General features: G+C 45.4%; 19 protein-coding genes and 9 tRNA genes. 23 read left to right on the top strand and 5 right to left on the bottom strand.

Annotated elements, in window-relative coordinates; all coding sequences use genetic code 11:
- Nucleotides 1–8 precede the first annotated feature (8 nt).
- The 3 genes from gshB (at nt 9) to ruvX (ending at nt 2083) form a co-directional block, all read left to right on the top strand.
- A complete protein-coding gene (gene gshB, locus AACQ75_RS16185; RefSeq protein WP_170889061.1) occupies nt 9–962 on the top strand; it encodes a glutathione synthase in 954 nt (317 codons plus the stop codon).
- 46 nt (nt 963–1008) lie between these two features.
- Entirely contained in the window at nt 1009–1572 is a 564-nt protein-coding gene (locus AACQ75_RS16180) for a YqgE/AlgH family protein (RefSeq protein ID WP_013857816.1), read from the top strand.
- Between the two features lie 82 nt (nt 1573–1654).
- The gene (ruvX, locus tag AACQ75_RS16175; protein WP_017045508.1) at nt 1655–2083 is read left to right on the top strand and encodes a Holliday junction resolvase RuvX; all 429 of its coding nucleotides are present in this window, start codon (nt 1655–1657) and stop codon (nt 2081–2083) included.
- 83 nt (nt 2084–2166) lie between these two features.
- On the opposite strand, the gene AACQ75_RS16170 is transcribed toward ruvX, so the two are convergent.
- Together AACQ75_RS16170 and AACQ75_RS16165 are read right to left on the bottom strand one after the other, a co-directional pair.
- Nucleotides 2167–3273, bottom strand: coding sequence for a PilT/PilU family type 4a pilus ATPase (locus AACQ75_RS16170; RefSeq protein ID WP_017048293.1), 1107 nt, complete (start codon nt 3271–3273; stop codon nt 2167–2169).
- A 10-nt stretch (nt 3274–3283) separates the two neighbouring features.
- Nucleotides 3284–4321 (bottom strand): type IV pilus twitching motility protein PilT, encoded by a 1038-nt coding sequence (locus AACQ75_RS16165; protein ID WP_013857819.1) that lies wholly within the window; start codon nt 4319–4321, stop codon nt 3284–3286.
- Between the two features lie 25 nt (nt 4322–4346).
- On the opposite strand from AACQ75_RS16165, the gene AACQ75_RS16160 reads away from it, so the two are divergent.
- The 7 genes from AACQ75_RS16160 to hemW all read left to right on the top strand — a co-directional run bounded on the left by AACQ75_RS16160 (nt 4347) and on the right by hemW (nt 9089).
- The gene (locus AACQ75_RS16160) at nt 4347–5048 is read left to right on the top strand and encodes a YggS family pyridoxal phosphate-dependent enzyme (RefSeq protein ID WP_017048292.1); all 702 of its coding nucleotides are present in this window, start codon (nt 4347–4349) and stop codon (nt 5046–5048) included.
- 61 nt (nt 5049–5109) lie between these two features.
- Entirely contained in the window at nt 5110–5928 is an 819-nt protein-coding gene (proC, locus tag AACQ75_RS16155; RefSeq protein ID WP_026028958.1) for a pyrroline-5-carboxylate reductase, read from the top strand.
- A gap of 70 nt (nt 5929–5998) precedes the next feature.
- Nucleotides 5999–6556 carry a YggT family protein gene (locus AACQ75_RS16150; RefSeq protein ID WP_170889060.1) on the top strand — a complete coding sequence of 186 codons (558 nt, stop codon included), beginning with the start codon at nt 5999–6001 and terminating at the stop codon, nt 6554–6556.
- Nucleotides 6556–6846, top strand: coding sequence for a DUF167 family protein YggU (yggU, locus tag AACQ75_RS16145; RefSeq protein WP_026028229.1), 291 nt, complete (start codon nt 6556–6558; stop codon nt 6844–6846). The genes AACQ75_RS16150 and yggU overlap by 1 nt, the downstream gene beginning before the upstream one ends.
- 42 nt (nt 6847–6888) lie before the next feature.
- The gene (locus AACQ75_RS16140; RefSeq protein ID WP_013857823.1) at nt 6889–7320 is read left to right on the top strand and encodes a DUF4426 domain-containing protein; all 432 of its coding nucleotides are present in this window, start codon (nt 6889–6891) and stop codon (nt 7318–7320) included.
- A 12-nt stretch (nt 7321–7332) separates the two neighbouring features.
- Complete coding sequence (locus AACQ75_RS16135; RefSeq protein WP_017042394.1) at nt 7333–7932, top strand: XTP/dITP diphosphatase; 600 nt, start codon at nt 7333–7335, stop codon at nt 7930–7932.
- Nucleotides 7932–9089, top strand: a complete 1158-nt coding sequence (gene hemW, locus AACQ75_RS16130) for a radical SAM family heme chaperone HemW (RefSeq protein WP_170889059.1) — start codon at nt 7932–7934, stop codon at nt 9087–9089. Before AACQ75_RS16135 ends, hemW begins: the two co-directional genes overlap by 1 nt.
- 83 nt (nt 9090–9172) lie before the next feature.
- Here the strand turns inward: hemW and glsB are convergent, their stop codons facing one another.
- Complete coding sequence (gene glsB / locus AACQ75_RS16125) at nt 9173–10093, bottom strand: glutaminase B (protein ID WP_170889058.1); 921 nt, start codon at nt 10091–10093, stop codon at nt 9173–9175.
- A gap of 143 nt (nt 10094–10236) precedes the next feature.
- Entirely contained in the window at nt 10237–10956 is a 720-nt protein-coding gene (gene trmB / locus AACQ75_RS16120) for a tRNA (guanosine(46)-N7)-methyltransferase TrmB (RefSeq protein WP_026027213.1), read from the bottom strand.
- A gap of 175 nt (nt 10957–11131) precedes the next feature.
- Here trmB and mutY point away from each other — a divergent pair, with 175 nt between their 5' ends.
- The 12 genes from mutY (at nt 11132) to AACQ75_RS16060 (ending at nt 15083) form a co-directional block, all read left to right on the top strand.
- Nucleotides 11132–12187, top strand: coding sequence for an A/G-specific adenine glycosylase (gene mutY, locus AACQ75_RS16115; protein ID WP_013857828.1), 1056 nt, complete (start codon nt 11132–11134; stop codon nt 12185–12187).
- Nucleotides 12188–12208: 21 nt separating this feature from the next.
- Nucleotides 12209–12481 carry an oxidative damage protection protein gene (locus tag AACQ75_RS16110; protein WP_010320634.1) on the top strand — a complete coding sequence of 91 codons (273 nt, stop codon included), beginning with the start codon at nt 12209–12211 and terminating at the stop codon, nt 12479–12481.
- A gap of 78 nt (nt 12482–12559) precedes the next feature.
- The gene (gene mltC, locus AACQ75_RS16105) at nt 12560–13690 is read left to right on the top strand and encodes a membrane-bound lytic murein transglycosylase MltC (protein ID WP_013857830.1); all 1131 of its coding nucleotides are present in this window, start codon (nt 12560–12562) and stop codon (nt 13688–13690) included.
- Between the two features lie 106 nt (nt 13691–13796).
- Nucleotides 13797–13872: transfer RNA gene (locus tag AACQ75_RS16100), tRNA-Phe, on the top strand.
- Between the two features lie 55 nt (nt 13873–13927).
- A tRNA-Thr gene (locus tag AACQ75_RS16095) sits at nt 13928–14003 on the top strand.
- A 6-nt stretch (nt 14004–14009) separates the two neighbouring features.
- Nucleotides 14010–14085 (top strand) — tRNA-Phe (locus AACQ75_RS16090).
- A 36-nt stretch (nt 14086–14121) separates the two neighbouring features.
- A tRNA-Asn gene (locus AACQ75_RS16085) sits at nt 14122–14197 on the top strand.
- Between the two features lie 371 nt (nt 14198–14568).
- Nucleotides 14569–14644: transfer RNA gene (locus tag AACQ75_RS16080), tRNA-Phe, on the top strand.
- Nucleotides 14645–14699: 55 nt separating this feature from the next.
- Nucleotides 14700–14775: transfer RNA gene (locus tag AACQ75_RS16075), tRNA-Thr, on the top strand.
- A 15-nt stretch (nt 14776–14790) separates the two neighbouring features.
- A tRNA-Asn gene (locus tag AACQ75_RS16070) sits at nt 14791–14866 on the top strand.
- 34 nt (nt 14867–14900) lie between these two features.
- Nucleotides 14901–14976: transfer RNA gene (locus AACQ75_RS16065), tRNA-Thr, on the top strand.
- 31 nt (nt 14977–15007) lie between these two features.
- A tRNA-Asn gene (locus AACQ75_RS16060) sits at nt 15008–15083 on the top strand.
- A gap of 121 nt (nt 15084–15204) precedes the next feature.
- Here AACQ75_RS16060 and djlA read toward each other — a convergent pair.
- On the bottom strand, nt 15205–16059 hold the full coding sequence (gene djlA / locus AACQ75_RS16055) for a co-chaperone DjlA (RefSeq protein WP_170889057.1): 855 nt from the start codon (nt 16057–16059) through the stop codon (nt 15205–15207).
- A 149-nt stretch (nt 16060–16208) separates the two neighbouring features.
- Between djlA and lptD the strand changes: the two genes are divergently transcribed.
- The gene (lptD, locus tag AACQ75_RS16050; RefSeq protein WP_170889056.1) at nt 16209–18578 is read left to right on the top strand and encodes an LPS assembly protein LptD; all 2370 of its coding nucleotides are present in this window, start codon (nt 16209–16211) and stop codon (nt 18576–18578) included.
- Nucleotides 18579–18603 lie beyond the last annotated feature (25 nt).

Genomic DNA, 18603 nt, shown 5'->3' with positions numbered 1-18603 from the left:
GAAAAACAATGATTAAACTTGGTATCGTCATGGACCCTATCTCGTCCATTAACATCAAAAAAGATTCCAGCTTTGCCATGTTGCTAGAAGCGCAGCGTCGTGGTTATGAAATCCACTATATGGAGATGAATGATCTACACTTAGATCAAGGTGTCGCTTTTGCCGATACCAAAGTGGTGACATTGAAAGAAGATCCGAATGGTTGGTATGAGTTTTTATCTGAGCAAACTATTCCACTGGCTGATCTCGATGCAGTGTTGATGCGTAAAGATCCGCCGTTTGACACTGAATATATCTACGCAACCTACATTCTAGAACGCGCAGAAGAAGCAGGAACATTAATCGTCAATAAGCCGCAAAGCTTACGTGACTGCAATGAGAAACTGTTTACGGCATGGTTCCCTGAACTAACGCCAACCACCATAGTGACGCGTAAAGCGGAAAAAATTAAAGCCTTCCGCGCGCAACATGGTGATGTGATTTTAAAACCGTTAGACGGTATGGGCGGGGCATCTATCTTCCGCGTTAAAGAGGGTGATCCAAACGTATCTGTCATTATCGAAACATTAACTAACCACGGCCAAAACTACTGTATGGCGCAAACTTTTGTATCTGACATCAGCAACGGTGATAAACGTATTTTAGTGGTCGATGGTGAACCAATGCCTTACTGCCTAGCGCGAATTCCGGCACAAGGTGAAACCCGTGGCAATTTGGCAGCTGGTGGCCGTGGTGAAGCGCGTCCGCTAAGCGAAACCGATAAAAAAATTGCTCAAACTATTGCTCCAACATTGAAAGAAAAAGGCTTAATCTTTGTCGGACTTGACGTTATTGGCGACAAGCTCACTGAGATCAACGTGACGAGCCCTACGTGTATTCGTGAAATAGAGGCCGCCTTTGATATCTCAATTACCGGTAAGTTGATGGACGCGATTGAGCGTCGAATCAACAAGTCATGCTGAACTGGGCAAACTCTTGCCCAGTAATTTGCGATAGGTTGGAGGCAGTATGAATCTTACAAATCATTTTTTAGTCGCCATGCCAAGTATGAGAGACCCTTACTTCAAGCACAGTGTTATTTACATCTGTGAGCACAATGAAGAAGGGGCGATGGGCTTGATGATTAATGTGCCGATTGATATCACCGTGGGCGGCATGTTAAACCAAGTCGATGTTGAGCCAAGCTACCCGAAGCTTCAACTTGATAGCCTAAAAAGGCCCGTATTGAATGGCGGTCCTGTTTCTGAAGATCGCGGTTTTATCCTACATCGACCGAAAGATCATTATGAATCCAGCATCCGTATGAGCGATGACATTGCCGTCACCACATCGAAAGATATTTTAGCGGTACTGGGCACGGATGCCGAACCAAGTCACTATCTTGTGGCTCTGGGTTATTCAGGCTGGGAGCCCGGTCAACTTGAGTTAGAGCTGGCTGAAAATTCTTGGTTAACCATTGAGGCCGATCCAGATGTTATCTTTAATACGCCCATTCACGATAAGTGGAATCAGGCGATTAAAAAACTCGGCATTGACCCCATCCAACTCTCAGCACAAGCTGGGCATGCTTAACTTTTACGGCTCTAACCTTTACGGCTCTAACTAGGTAACGCGCCTTTTTAGAGCCTTCGTTGCACCATTCAAGATACTGATTATGACATCCAGAACCATTATGGCTTTTGACTTTGGCACCAAAAGCATCGGCAGTGCGATTGGCCAAGAAGTTACAGGCACCGCATCGCCACTTAAAGCCTTTAAAGCCAATGACGGAATTCCACATTGGGAAGAGATCGAAAAGCAGATCAAAGAGTGGCAACCCCATTTATTGGTGGTAGGGCTACCAACAGATTTGCACGGCAAAGCATTAGAAACCATTACCCCACGAGCCAAAAAATTTGCGCAGCGTTTACACGGGCGCTTTGGCTTAGCCGTCGAGATGCATGACGAACGGCTTTCAACCCGGGAAGCCCGCGCCGACTTGTTTGCCATGGGCGGCTATAAGGCGCTGAGCAAAGGCAATGTCGATTGCCAATCAGCTGTAGTGATCTTAGAGAGCTGGTTTGAAGCGCAATGGGGCGCGTAACTTAACCTCGTGTAACTTAACTTTAATACAGCGGTGCAGCACAATCCCGAATCGAGTTCGGGATTGTTCGTCTTAAACTGCGACTATTCCATATCAATCTGCACGTTATCCAATGTGCCACTGCTGATCCCTTCGCCACGCTTTGTTTTTAACATTAAACGTAAATCGTTAGCCGAGTCAGCGCTGTGCAGTGCATCTTGTTCACTGATTTTGTCCTCAACGACCAGTTGATATAGTGCTTGGTCAAAAGTCTGCATCCCCACTTCTTTTGATTTGCCCATCGTCGCTTTCAATTCGTGCAGATCACCGCGGCGGATCAAATCGGAAATTCGAGGGCTGTTGAGTAAAATCTCAAACACACCATGTCGTCCCTTGCCATTTTTATCGCGGATCAACTGCTGCCCCACGACGCCTTTGAGGTTCATCGACAGATCAAACAAAAACTGCTCTTTTTGCTCTTTAGGAACCAAATGCAAAATTCGCTCAAGCGCTTGGTTGGCATTGTTAGCATGTAACGTTGCCATACATAAATGACCTGTCTCGGCAAAGGTCATCGCATATTCCATCGTTTCACGTGAACGGATCTCACCAATTAAAATCATATCAGGGGCTTGGCGCAGAGAGTTTTTCAGAGCCACTTCGTAACTCTCGGTATCCAACCCTACTTCTCGCTGGGTCACAATGCAACGCTGATGCTCATGCACAAACTCAATCGGATCTTCCACTGTTAAAATATGCCCAGTTCGGTGCGAGTTACGATAACCCGTCATGGCCGCCATGGTGGTCGATTTGCCCGACCCCGTCGCGCCGACCACCAGCACCAGCCCACGCTTTGCAATCGAGAGATCTTGCAACACGCCCGGTAACTTTAATTCTTCAAAAGTGGGGATATGAGTTTCAATACGGCGGATCACCGCACCGGGCAGCTCACGCTGAAAAAAAGCACTGACACGAAAACGGCCAATCTCTCTCACCACTGCAAAATTGGCTTCACGTGTGCGTTGAAATTCACGGCGGCGATCCTCATCCATCATGGCATCTAACAACGCCATCACCTGCGTTTGGGATAACTTTTCGCCATGAGCTCTTAACTCTCCATCGACGCGAAATAACACTGGCGCTCCTACGGTGAGGTACAAGTCGGAAGCTTTTTGAGTCAACATACCCTCAAGACATTGGTTCAGTTCCATGAGCTCTCTCTTAAAATGGTGATGAATTGACTTCCAGTTTTTTCTGCACTTCTTCTTGATCGACAATACCTTGCGCAATCAACTGTTTAGAATTCTGTTCCATGGTTTGCATGCCATGCGCCGCACCCGTTTGGATAATGGAGTACATCTGCGCAACCTTATCCTCGCGGATCAAGTTACGAATCGCTGGAGTGGCAAGCATAATTTCATGACATGCGACGCGGCCCCCACCTAAACGTTTTAGCAACTTTTGCGCAATCACGGCTCGCAATGATTCAGAGAGCATTGAACGAACCATCTCTTTATCACTACCGGGAAACACATCAATGATCCGGTCGATGGTTTTCGCCGCAGAGCTGGTATGTAACGTGCCGAACACTAAATGCCCGGTTTCAGCCGCGGTTAACGCTAAGCTGATGGTTTCTTGATCGCGCAGCTCACCGACCAAGATTACATCCGGATCTTCGCGCAGCGCCGAGCGTAGCGCCGCTTTAAAACTGTGGGTATCTCGGTGTACTTCACGTTGGTTAACCAAACATTTATTGTTGCTATGCACAAACTCAATGGGGTCTTCAATGGTTAAAATGTGTTTGTTGTGGTGAGAATTAATGTAATCAACCATTGCTGCCAGTGTGGTCGACTTACCCGACCCTGTTGGCCCAGTCACCAGCACCAATCCTTTCTCATAATTGGCGATTTTATTAAAAATGTCAGGCGCTTGTAGTTCTTCCAAGGTTGGGATCACCGTAGGAATCGTCCGGAAAACCGCAGAGCAGCCACGAGATTGATGGAAAGCATTGACACGAAAACGCCCTACATTAGGCAGCTCAAATGAGAAATCCACTTCCAGTTTCTCTTCAAATTCACTACGCTGAGCATCGTTCATGATCTCAAAAATCAAACGATGCACGTCAGCATGAGTAAAAGCAGGCACTCCGAGCTTTCTTACTTCACCATCTATCCGTACCATAGGTGGAACACCTGCAGATAGGTGTAGATCCGAAGCGTTGTGCTTTACACTAAAATCCAGTAGCTCAGCGATATCCATTTAATTTCCTTAGTAAAGTCAGGCTATGAGTAGTATTCAACAAAACATTGAACAGATCACTTCACAAATTGAAAGTGCACAACAAAAGTGTGGACGCGCTCGAGAGAGAGTGCAACTTTTAGCGGTCAGTAAGACCAAACCTGTCGAGGCGATTCTAGAAGCGGCGCGCGCTGGGCAACGTTTATTTGGTGAAAACTATGTGCAAGAGGGCGCGGATAAAGTTCAATACTTCAATACCTTGCACCCCGAACTGGATTTAGAATGGCACTTTATCGGCCCAATTCAGTCCAATAAATCGCGCATTGTGGCCGAGAACTTTGCTTGGGTGCATACGGTGGATCGAAGTAAAATTGCCCAGCGTTTAAATGATCAACGTCCAGCAGGCATGCCACCACTACAGGTCTTGATTCAAGTCAACACCAGCGGTGAAAGCTCGAAATCGGGCATTGGTGAACACGAAATAGTTGAGTTGGCAGAGTTGATATCCGCGCTACCCAACCTCACGTTAAGAGGACTGATGTCTATTCCTGAGAATGTCCCCGATTACGCTGCGCAACTTGCCGCATTTCAAAAACTGGCGAGCTTACAAGCGCAATTGTCTGAACGTTTTTCAGGGTTAGATACGCTCTCAATGGGCATGAGTGGCGACATGCAAGCGGCGATTGAAGCTGGTAGCACTATGGTGAGGATCGGCACCGCTATTTTTGGTGCGCGTGATTACGCTTAGCACTGGCTTATCTATCAACCACATAATAATCAATCAGCGACAAGCAATTAGAGGTCAGCAGATGCAGCAGAGAAACATCACTTTTATCGGTGCAGGCAATATGGCCAAAGCAATTATTGCAGGCTTAGTCGCCAGCGGTTATCCAGCTGATAGAATTACCGCGACCGCACCGTCAGAAACAAGACGCAAACCACTGGAAAGTGCTTATGGCATTCACACCACCAGCGATAATCTTGCCGCAGCGCAGCAAGCCGATGTGGTGGTACTGGCGGTCAAACCGCAGTTGATGGCCAGTGTCTGTCAACCTTTGCAATCCATTGATTTTAGAAATAAGTTGGTGATCTCCATTGCAGCAGGTGTTTCTGCGGCGCGCCTTAATGAGATGCTGGCAACCGAACTACAACTAGTACGCGCCATGCCCAATACACCTTCGCTGATCAATCGAGGCATGAGCGGTCTATTTGCCGCTCCAAGCGTATCAGAGCAAGACAAACGCTTTACCGCACAATTGCTACAAGCCGTTGGTGAAGTGTGCTGGGTTGAAAACGAGTCCGCCATTAATGGCATCATCGCCGCTGCAGGCAGTGCGCCTGCCTACTTCTTTTTGTTTATGGAAGCGATGCAAAATGAAGCCATCGCTCAAGGCTTTGATAAAGAAACGGCCCGTTTGTTAGTACAACAAGCGGCGTTAGGCGCAGCCGAAATGGTGGTGGCAAACCCTGAGATTGAACTCTCGACATTGCGTGAACAAGTGACCTCCAAAGGCGGCACCACCGCCGAGGCGATTCGCACCTTTAACGAGCATCAACTTGCCAATATCGTTGCACAAGCGATGCAAGCGGCCGTAACTCGTGCACAAGAAATGGAAAAACTGTTTTAATCCTAGTGGCGTTTCACTAAGCTATAGCGCAAAAGCGCAAACGACACTCTACTCATATTAAGGGCTAGCTATGAATTCAATGAGTTTTTTGATCTCCACCCTGTTTGATCTGTACATCATGGTCGTAATTTTACGTATCTGGTTACAAGCAGCGCGTGCCGATTTCTATAACCCATTCTCCCAGTTTATCGTCAAAGCAACACAACCTGTGGTTGGCCCACTGCGCCGAGCGATTCCATCCATTGGTAGCCTAGATTTGGCCACGGTTCTCTTTGCGTACGTGCTGTGCGTATTGAAATTTATTGTCTTAATGCTGGTGGCATCAGGTGGTGCAGTTAGTTTTAGCGTCTACTTTTTATTCTTAGGCTTACTCTCGTTAGTCAAAGCCGCTGGCGGTTTACTGTTCTGGGTGCTGTTGATCCGCGCTATTCTTAGTTGGGTTAGCCAAGGCCGCAGCCCGATTGAATACGTATTTCATCAATTAACCGAGCCGATGCTTGCGCCGATCCGCCGTATCCTACCAGCGATGGGTGGTTTTGATTTAAGTGTATTGGTGCTGTTTATTGTGCTGCAGTTTGCTAACTTCCTAATGGGCGATTTTATTGGCCCAGTATGGTATCAGTTGTAATGTCATCTGCTGTTTGGCAAGAGGGAGAGGATCTAATCCTCAAGCTCTACATCCAACCCAAAGCAAGCCGCGATAGTATCGTCGGCTTGCATGGTGAGGAACTCAAAATTGCCATCACCGCACCGCCTGTTGATGGCAAAGCCAACGCGCATTTAACCAAATTCTTGGCCAAACAATTTAAAGTCGCCAAAGGTTTAATCGAGATAGAAAAAGGGGAATTGGGACGTCATAAACAAGTCCGAATTCATTCACCTCAAGTGATACCACAGCCGATTGAAGCCATCTTGTGATGGCTTTTTATTTAGCCCACGCTGTTTTGTAAGGAGCACCACATGCGTAAATGGATGATAGCGTTTGTTATAGCCTTTATTTCGCTACCCACACTCGCCGAGCAGTTTCAAACCATCAAGAATGTTGAAGTTCACTACTCAGCTTTCAACTCAACATTTTTAACGCCACAAGTGGCGCGCAGTTATCAGTTAAAACGTAATGGTTACTCGGCTATTTTAAACATCAGCGTATTAGATAACTCGGCCTTAGGTAAACCAGCTATGGAAGCGACACTCAAAGGCAATGCGAAAAACCTAATCGGTCAGGTACGTGAACTTGAATTTAAACAATTCAAAGAGGGCAACGCGATTTATTACCTCGCTGAATTCCCCATTACCAATGAAGAGAATTTGAGTTTTGACATTGAGGTTGATGCGGGCTTAAAAGGCACCGGTAAGCTTAAATTCACCCAAAAATTCTACGTCGAAGAATAGAGAAATAGTGCAATGAAAAAAATAGTATTAGCCACAGGAAACCAAGGCAAAGTGCGCGAAATGGCTGATCTGCTGGTTGATTTCGGTTTTGATGTAGTGGCGCAAACAGAATTAAACGTCCCAGAAGCCGAAGAGACTGGCACCACCTTTATTGAAAATGCGATCATCAAAGCACGACATGCTGCCAAAATCACTGGCTTACCTGCGATTGCCGATGATTCAGGATTAGAAGTGGATTATCTGCAAGGCGCTCCGGGGATTTACTCGGCGCGCTACGCTGGTGAAAATGCCAGTGACCAACAAAACCTAGAAAAATTATTAGCGGCAATGGAAGGTGTACCAGACGAACAACGCACCGCTCGTTTTCATTGCGTGCTGGTTTTCATGCGTCACGAAAATGACCCAACACCATTGGTCTGCCATGGTACGTGGCAAGGTCGCATCTTGCACCAAGCTCACGGCAGTAACGGTTTTGGTTATGACCCGATCTTCTTTGTCCCTGAAGATAACTGCGCTTCAGCAGAACTGCTACCTGCACGTAAAAAGCAGCTTTCACATCGTGGCAAAGCGCTAAAAATGCTATTTAAAACCTTAAGCGAGCAAAATTCATAATGTTGCAACCACCCGCGCTGAGTTTGTACGTGCACATCCCATGGTGTGTACAAAAATGCCCCTATTGTGATTTTAACTCTCACGCGCTAAAGCACGATATTCCTGAACGTGAATACATTGATGCGCTATTGGAGGATCTCGATACCGATATCGCCAAATACCGCCTTACAGACCATCCTCGCCCATTGCATTCCATTTTTATTGGCGGTGGTACACCGAGTCTTTTTTCTGCTGAAGGTATTGCTCGCCTGCTACAAGGCATTGAAGCGCGTATTGCGTTTAAGCCTGGGATTGAAATCACCATGGAGGCCAACCCAGGCACGGTAGAAGCTGACCGTTTTGTTGGATATCGACAAGCAGGGGTGACGCGCATCTCGATTGGTGTACAAAGTTTTGAGCCACAAAAACTGGCACGTTTAGGGCGAATTCATGGTCAGCAAGAGGCGGTTAATGCCGCTCAATTAGCTCATCAAATTGGCTTAAACAGCTTCAACTTAGATTTGATGCATGGCTTACCCGATCAAAATTGTGAACAAGCGCTGGCCGATTTAGACAAAGCGATTGCACTAAACCCACCTCATCTTTCTTGGTATCAACTGACCATTGAACCTAATACGGTTTTCTACTTTAAACCGCCTACTTTGCCAGATGATGACGCGCTGTGGGATATTTTTGAGCTGGGTCACCAAAAATTGGCCGCCGCTGGGTACGTGCAGTATGAAATTTCTGGCTATAGCAAGCCCGGCTATCAATGCCAACACAACTTAAATTACTGGCGCTTTGGTGATTATCTAGGGATTGGTTGTGGCGCGCATGGCAAGCTCAGCTTTAGCAATGGGCGTATTGTACGCACCACTAAGGTGAAGCATCCGCGTGGCTATCTCAATTTACTCAAACCTTACTTGGATGACGAATTTGAAGTCGCCGCTGCGGATCGCCCTTTTGAATTCTTCATGAACCGCTTTCGCTTGATGGAACCTTGTCCGAAACAAGACTTTGTTGAAACAACTGGATTAAGTTTAAGCGTGATTCAACCAACGATAGATTGGGCACTAGCCGAACACTATTTAACGCAAACCGAAAGTCACTGGCAAATCACAGAAAAAGGAAAACTGTTTCTTAATGACTTGCTCGAAGCCTTTATGGCTGACGACTAAAAAGATAAACCCAACAGAGATTGGCTAACCTAATCGGTAGCCAATCTTTTGCCAAAAACACGGGCTGTCAGAAAATATTGAACTTAAAAGATAGAGCGACCAATACGCTCAGCCAAGAGTTCTAACATCCTAGTGCCCGCTAAAGAATTACCTGACGCATCAAGCTCTGGCGACCAAACCGCAATCGTCATCTCCCCAGGAACAACAGCAATAATACCGCCACCTACGCCCGATTTACCCGGCATGCCAACACGATAAGCGAACTCTCCTGCGCCATCATACAAACCGCAAGTCGCTAATAAGGCATTGATCTGCTTACTTTGTGTCGGCGTTACTATCGCTTCCTTGGTATGCACGGACACCCCTTTATTCGCCAGATAACTGAAGGTTTTCGCTAATTGAACACAGCTCATTTTAAGTGAACAAGCGTGAAAATAGTTGTGCAGGACCGGGATAACGTCATTATCGAAATTACCAAACGATCGCATCAAATAGGCGATGGCGGCATTGCGATCGCTGTGCATCATTTCTGAAGCCGCTACCACTTTGTCGTATACGATGCCCTCTTCACCCGACAACTGACGTACAAACTCCAGTAAGCGCTGCCGAGGGGCTGATAAACGGCTATGCAGCATATCCGCCACCACAATAGCTCCAGCATTGATAAAAGGGTTACGCGGAATGCCCTGCTCCATTTCAAGCTGGATCATCGAATTAAACGCTTGGCCTGAAGGTTCTTTTCCGACACGAAGCCATAGCTCTTCTGGTTTATAAAGCATCATAGCGAGCGTTAAGCTCAAAGCTTTAGAGATGGATTGAATTGAGAATCCTTCCGTGGCATCTCCAGCCGAAATCACTTCACCTTGATTGGTGTAAACCGCGATCGCCAGCTTGTTATTCGGTACTTTGGCTAAAGCAGGAATGTAATCGGCGACTTTTCCTTTGCCGATCAGTGGGCGAACCTCACACAAAATATCAGCAAGTAGATTGGGTGTTAGCTTCATGGGTGACCTTACCTCGGGTGAGAAATGTTTTTCTCTATTTTTATAATGATTTTCGTAGGGCGCTAAGGCCGAAAAAGCCAACATTACAACAATGTTGGCTTTTCTTTAATCGCTAATTTTGTTGCAGCAACAAAAGTGAGTCGTTACGCGGTGCGTTTATATTTTATATCCCACACACCATGACCTAAACGGTGACCACGCGCTTCAAATTTAGTCAAAGGACGCTCTTCTGGACGAGGAATATAGTCACCTTCTGCGGCAATATTGGCAAAGCCCGGCGCTTGATTCATCACTTCAATCATATGCTCAGCGTAGTTTTCCCAATCGGTCGCCATATGAAAGATACCCTCTTCCATTTTTAGTTTTTGACGCACCATTTCCGCAAATTCTAACTGCACAATACGGCGCTTATGGTGACGTTTTTTGTGCCAAGGATCAGGGAAGAACAGTTGCAGTGTATGCAGGCTACCATCAGGGATCATGTGTTCAAATACTTCCACTGCATCATGGCACATCACGCGTAAATTAGTCACGCCAGCATCACGAGCGGCTGACAAACAGGCGCCAACACCTGGGCTATGCACTTCAATACCAAAGAAGTTTTTTTGCGGTGCATTTTTAGCCATTTCAACTAATGAAGCGCCCATACCAAAACCGATTTCTAAAACCACCGGGTTATCGTTACCAAAAACCGCCGCCCAATCGAGCAATTGTGGCTGGAAATCAATACCCATTGTTGGCCAACATTCATTCATTGCCGCTTCTTGGCCTTTGGTTAATCGACCCTCACGACGAACGAAACTACGGATTCGACGCAGTATTTTGCCTTCTTCGGTATATTCGTTGGTGGTTACTTCACTCATTGATCTTGCCTGCACATTGATTAATCAAAGCGGGGATTATCCAAAGAATTATTCTCGGTGCAAGTGTTATCGAAATAAACTTGTTGGATAAATCCACACAATTTGTCCGTTTTACAACGTCACATTTATGTGGTGCAATTTTGCTCCACTAAAACTATAAACCAAAGAGCCTGTCGTGACACCTTTCGCTAACGCCATTTTAAAATGGTATGACGCCTATGGGCGCAAACATTTGCCGTGGCAACAAAACAAAACGGCCTACAGCGTTTGGCTGTCGGAAATTATGCTCCAACAAACTCAAGTCGCCACGGTGATCCCTTATTTCGAACGCTTCATGCAACGCTTTCCAACCGTGATTGATTTGGCCAATGCAGAACAAGACGAGGTACTGCACCTATGGACCGGCCTTGGTTATTACGCACGTGCGCGCAATCTACACAAAGCAGCCAAAATAGTGGCCAGCGAATATGGCGGTGAGTTTCCCCTTGATATCGAACAGATGAATGCTCTACCGGGTATTGGCCGCTCAACCGCTGCGGCGGTGCTTTCTTCGGTTTATAAGCAGCCGCACGCCATTTTAGATGGTAACGTAAAGCGTACTTTAGCCCGCTGCTTTGCTGTTGAAGGCTGGCCGGGGCAAAAAAAAGTTGAAACTCAATTGTGGCAACATGCCGAACAAAATACGCCAGCGCAAGATGTTGATAAATACAACCAAGCCATGATGGATATGGGGGCGATGGTCTGCACACGCAGCAAACCGAAATGTACACTCTGCCCAGTTGAATCTTTTTGCATTGCCAATAAACAAAATAACCCACTCGATTATCCGGGTAAAAAACCAAAAACAGACAAACCAACCAAACAAACCTGGTTTGTGATGCTGCACCATAACCATCAAGTATGGTTAGAACAACGCCCTCAAAGTGGAATTTGGGGTGGATTATTTTGCTTCCCTGAAAACCCCAATAGCGCCATCGAAGATCAACTTGATCACAGAGCCATCAAAGAGAGCGCTATCCGCTCTATTCGCCCACTCATCGCTTTTCGCCACACGTTTAGCCATTATCATTTAGAGATCACACCGATCTTGGTGGAGTTATCTCAACAACCGAACATCATCATGGAAGCAAGCAAAGGTCTTTGGTATAACTTAGCCCAACCGGAACAAATCGGCTTAGCCGCTCCTGTAAAACAGTTGCTAGAAAGCCTTCCATTTGAAATTAACCCTTAAAACACCGAAGAGGAAGTGACCATGAGCCGCACTGTATTTTGTGCTCGACTAAATAAAGAAGCCGACGGTTTGGATTTTCAACTGTACCCAGGTGAATTGGGTAAACGTATTTTTGACAACATCTCAAAAGAGGCTTGGGCACAATGGCAGCATAAGCAAACCATGCTGATCAACGAGAAAAAACTCAATATGATGGACCCTGAACATCGTAAATTACTGGAAACCGAAATGACCAACTTCCTATTTGAAGGAAAAGAGGTCCATATCGAAGGCTACACGCCACCAAGCAAATAAGAGATACCTTATTTATTTCGAGGATAATCAATGACATCATGGTAAACGCTCTGATGTCATTTTTGTATTGGGAAGATAATGAGAAAGCTGACTTACTTTTTTATTGCAATGCTACTGGCCGGTTGTAGCCGAGAATTAGTTGAACGCATATACAGCGTCGACTATGAGCCGACCAACCGTTTTGCCAAAAACTTAGCGCAATTACCCGGGCAATTTGTCAAAGATACCGCCGCCTTAGATGCACTGATCAGCAGTTTTTCTGGCAACATTGAGAAACGTTGGGGCAGTAAAGAGATCAAAGTGGCCGGTAAAAGCAACTATGTAAAATACATCGATAATTACCTGAGTCGTTCCGAAGTCAATTTCTCCACGGGAACCATTATTATCGAAACAGTTTCCCCAACTGACCCCAAAAAACATCTGCGCAATGCCATTATTACCACCTTACTCACGCCTGATGATCCCGCACACGTTGACCTTTTCTCTTCACAAAATATCGAATTGAATGGTCAGCCATTTTTGTACAACCAAGTGCTTGATCAAGATAAACAACCGATCCAGTGGGGTTGGCGCGCGAATCGATTTGCTGATTATCTTATTGAAAATAAATTAAAAGTTAAGAACGTTGATTTCAAAAAAGCCTACTATGTGGAAATTCCTATGGTAGCGGATCATGCCTCTAAACGAGGTTATAAATACGCCGACATCGTGCACCGAGCCTCGAAAAAATATAACATTCCCGAAGATCTGATCTACGCGATCATAAAAACTGAAAGTAGCTTTAACCCCTACGCCGTCAGTTGGGCCAATGCGTATGGCCTGATGCAAGTGGTTCCTAAAACCGCAGGTCGAGATGTCTTTAAACTGGTCAAAAATAAATCTGGTGAGCCCAGTCCTGAATATCTGTTTGATCCCGAAAAAAATATTGATACGGGAACGGCCTATTTTTATATTCTGAAAAACCGCTACCTCAAAGAGGTCAGCCATCCAACGTCACTCGAATACAGTATGATTTCGGCCTACAACGGCGGCACAGGAGGAGTACTGAATACCTTTAGCAAAGATAGGAAACGAGCGATGAGGGACTTAAATTCACTGCAACCCAATCAAGTCTATTGGGCGCTGACCCAAAAACACCCTAATGCTGAATCGAGAAGGTACTTAGAAAAAGTAACAAAATTCAAAAAGGAATTTAACGCAGGTGGATAAAAAAGCGCAGCTTTGTCTAAATTCGCAGCAAACAAACCGTTTTTTCAAAATATTTCCAAAAAGCAGTTGACGATTGAAGGGAAAATCCGTTTAATAGCGCTCCGTTGCCCGGATAGCTCAGTCGGTAGAGCAGAGGATTGAAAATCCTCGTGTCGGTGGTTCGATTCCGCCTCCGGGCACCACAAATTAAATTGTTGGTGCTTTTGTTAAAGTAGCAGCAAGCAATAAATAAAGTGCGCCGACTTAGCTCAGTAGGTAGAGCAACTGACTTGTAATCAGTAGGTCACCAGTTCGATTCCGGTAGTCGGCACCATTTATTGCCTCGATAGCTCAGTCGGTAGAGCAGAGGATTGAAAATCCTCGTGTCGGTGGTTCGATTCCGCCTCGAGGCACCATTATTTGGTGCGAAGTCTTAGACTTACACAGATAATTCCCCCTTAGTTCAGTCGGTAGAACGGCGGACTGTTAATCCGTATGTCGCAAGTTCAAGTCTTGCAGGGGGAGCCACTTTTAAAGCCAAGTCTAACGACTTGGCTTTTTTATTGTCTGTCATATTTATCCAATCCCCTCTACCTCTACAACGATTGAATTATGGGTCAGTCCATTTTCCGTCGAAAACTAAAACCAGTCTGGTGAGTTTGCTCCTTTAGTGTAACCAAGCGGATAAACGTGTGTTTTTCAACGCGCTTTTATTCGCTATTTGCTCCATTCAAAGCTCCTATTTTCTTTTCAACACCTCTTTCCCTATCTAATCTGACACTAATTTTTAACGAAAATGGGCAAAAACGAGTCACTAAGTATAGAAAAACAACAAACGACATTTTTTTTGCATTTTACTGTTGACGTTAAATGCGAAAAACCTTTTAATACACCCCGTCGCCCGGATAGCTCAGTCGGTAGAGCAGAGGATTGAAAATCCTCGTGTCGGTGGTTCGATTCCGCCTCCGGGCACCACAATTTCTAAATTGTTGGTGCCTAGCACAGACAATAAATTTAAAGATAAAAATGTGCCGACTTAGCTCAGTAGGTAGAGCAACTGACTTGTAATCAGTAGGTCACCAGTTCGACTCCGGTAGTCGGCACCATTCTTTAAAACCTGTTCCCCCTTAGTTCAGTCGGTAGAACGGCGGACTGTTAATCCGTATGTCGCAAGTTCAAGTCTTGCAGGGGGAGCCACTTTTCATCAATGAGCACTGCTTATTGATTCGGCGCCGACTTAGCTCAGTAGGTAGAGCAACTGACTTGTAATCAGTAGGTCACCAGTTCGATTCCGGTAGTCGGCACCATTTATCTGCATAAGATAAGCAAACATTCTGTTCCCCCTTAGTTCAGTCGGTAGAACGGCGGACTGTTAATCCGTATGTCGCAAGTTCAAGTCTTGCAGGGGGAGCCACTTTCTAAAGCCAAGTTTTCAAACTTGGCTTTTTTTGTGTCTTGCGTATGCTCATAATAAAAAGAGCCAGTTTTCACCAGCTCAATCGATTGGAACGTTCGCGGTAATTCACGATAGCCGGTTACTTAAAACCCTTCTCTTTCTTAATCAAATCGTACGCATTTTGGATCTCTTGCGATTTTTCTTTCGCAACGTTCATCATCTCTGGTGGTAAGCCTTTGGCCATCAATTTATCTGGGTGATGCTCATTCATCAATTTGCGATAGGCACGTTTAATTTCTTTAGCATCCGCATCTTCACTCACGCCTAACACATCGTAAGCATCAGTGAGGCGTTCAGCTTGCGCGGCTTGTTGCCACTGCCCAGATTGCTGGTAGCCTTGCTGTTGGCCACCAAAATTTCCGCCTTGTTGAAAACGAAAGGCCGCTTCTTGCATACGCAAGCGTCTTTCCAGTTGATCGGATGAGAAACCTAAACTACGAGCGATTTTGTGCAGTACATTGCGCTCGCTAGGGTGAACATCCCCATCGGCAAACGCGGCTGATATTTGCAATTCGAGGAAAAATTGCAACAAGTCAAAGCGTCCACCCGTCGAAAGGCGCACACGCTCCAACACTTCCTCTAAAGGAAAGCCACTCTCTTTACCCTCACGAAACGCATCTTGAGCCGCTTTACGTTGCTCACCATGTAAGTTCATACGCTCCATCATGATGGTAGCTAGCTGGATCTCTTCTTTGGTAACTTGCCCTTTCGCTTTAGCAACATGGCCCATGACCGCGAAAGCGGCTTTAAAAAATTCGTCTTGTCGCTCAGTTTGGCTTGGCCCAGAACCAAATGAGCCAGTTTTAAACCCCGCTTGATTCAAACGACGAGCTTTATCAAATTGATGCCCGAGAAACAAACCAAAAAATGCGCCAAACGGTCCTCCAAATAAGAAGCCAAAAAAAGCGCCAAGAATTTTGCCAAAAATATGCATTATGTGCTCTCAATCTATGAATTTTTCAGGAGTAAAGCGGTCTGATAGTGCCGGGAGCTTCAATTTCCTTTATGATAAGAAACGTTTTATTTTACATTCGGCCATCCATCTTCCGAATCAATCAAGTTCAAACAGGATAGTACAACTCGATGTCATGTTTTTCCCGCACCTTGTTAGCCGCTTCAATTAGCGCAGCTCTTTTTGTGCCACAGACTCAAGCAGAAGCTATGTTAGACAATAGTGTGCAGGAAATGCCCGCTATAGATCAATGTTTGATCAACGAACCTGAAGCAGAAAACTCAAGTCAGCAACCGATTAATGTCGAGGCTGATACGCTAGAAGCCGTGAACGGTGAACGCGCAAACTACTCAGGCAATGTGGTCGTTGTTCAAGGTAAAAAACGCATTCTAGCGGATACCGTTACCCTGCATCAGAAAGATAATATTGTGGTTGCGCAAGGTAATGTCAACTTCAGTGACGGTGAAGTAAGGACCATTTCTGACAAAGCCACCAACAATCTTAATACGGATTTAATGACATTAGAGAACACAAAATATCAATTTTTGTGTGAACCCGGCCGTGGTGAAGCTGTGTATATTTCCAAAACGGGTAAGGCCGTTTATGAGATAGAAGATGGTTCGATTACCTCTTGCCCTGAAGGTAATAGTGCATGGCGATTGAAAGCATCCAGCATTGATATTGACCAAAATGAAGAGCAAGCCACTTTTTATAATCCGCGCTTCGAGATTCAAAATATTCCGATTTTTTATCTGCCATTTCTTACGGTGCCGATTGGCGACACACGTAAAACGGGATTTTTATACCCTACCGTTTCTTACGGTTCTAGCGATGGTTTTGAAGCCCAAGTCCCTATTTATTGGAACTTAGCGCCAAACTATGACCTAGAAACGACCTTTAAATATATGCAAGAACGCGGTACGCAACTAAACAGTGAATTCCGTTATCTGAATGAGTTTGGTACAGGTAATATTAAATCTGAATATTTACCTGATGATCAAAAACATCCGGAAAAGGGTAGCCGCTGGGGCTTCCAATACCAACACAGTGGTATTTTCAACCAAGCTTGGAAGTTTGAAATTGACTACTCTCAAGTCAGTGACATTAGCTACTTTAGTGATTTAGACTCAGGTATCGGTAATCGAGAAGATGGTCAGCTTATCCAAGAAGGTAAAGCCACCTACCGGACCCACAATTGGGATTCATCGATACTGGTTCGCGACTTTCAGCTGCTTACAGAAGATAAAACTAGCACCAACCAACCCTATCGCTTGATGCCACAGATTGCGTTTAATTACTATGCGCCCGAATTATTACCGTATTTGAACTTTGATATGGTGAGCCATCTATCGCGTTTTGAAACCGATGCAAGAGGAAAACCTGCAGCCACCCGAGCGCACATTGAACCGGGCTTTACTATTCCTCTCAGTAACACCTGGGGTACTTGGACAACCGAAGCGCGAGTGCTTGGTACTTATTACCAACAAGATCTCAGCGGTGTTGACCTCAATTTAGATAACTATAAAGACCTAAAAGAGAGCGTTTCACGCATCATTCCGGAATTTAGAACTCATGCAGGATTAGTACTGGAAAGAAATACGGTTCTGTTTGATGACTATACGCAGACACTTGAGCCGCAGATTCAATACCTGTACGTACCGAGAGAAGATCAGCGCAATATCGGGTTGTACGATACAACGCTACTGCAAACCGATTATTATGGTTTATTCCGCAGCCGTAAATACAGTGGTGTCGATTATATTGCCCCGGCAAATCAGATCAGCTACGGTGCCTCTTCACGGTTTTTCGACGATCAGTATAAAGAACGTTTAAATATCTCTTTTGGCCAGATTTTTTACCTCAAAAAAGATCTCAAGAATTCCTCCCCTAATGAGGGAGATAATTCAGCCAACACTTCCAACTATTCGGCTTGGGCCGTCGAAATGGACTTCAACTATGATGATTTACTCTTCTACCATGGCGGGGTTCAGTACGACATAGACAGCAGTACGATGCAGCTCGCCAATAGTACTCTAGAGTACAGAGTGGGTTCTGGATACATTCAAACTAACTATCGTTACGTCACCAAAGAGTATATTGATAATACCGTTGGCGATACAATTACCAATATTAATGCCATTACCAAAGATGGCATTTCACAAGCCGGTTTACTGGCTGGGTATCAGATCTCCAAAAAGTGGAATGCTAGCGGGCAGTACTTCTACGATTTAACCACGGAAAAGAGCCTGGAGTGGCTGGCTAACCTAAGCTACACCTCAGATTGTTGGTATATTGGTTTTACTTATAGTAATCAACTGCGGAAATGGGATGGTGATTTTGTTACTGACCCTAATGCTACGCCACTCTACGAAAATAACTTTAGTTTGAACTTTGGTATTGTCGGTTTTGGCACCACGATTGGTGCAGGTTCCGGGATGACGGGCGTAGACAGCGCTGGAAATTCATTAAGTTATGGTCGTCCATTTTTCCTAAACAACTAATTTATTCGGCCTTTGCTTAAGCGTA

It is taken from the genome of Vibrio sp. B1-2 (assembly GCF_963888445.1).
GTDB classification, from domain to species: domain Bacteria; phylum Pseudomonadota; class Gammaproteobacteria; order Enterobacterales; family Vibrionaceae; genus Vibrio; species Vibrio anguillarum.
This window is presented reverse-complemented; position numbering and strand designations above follow the sequence as displayed.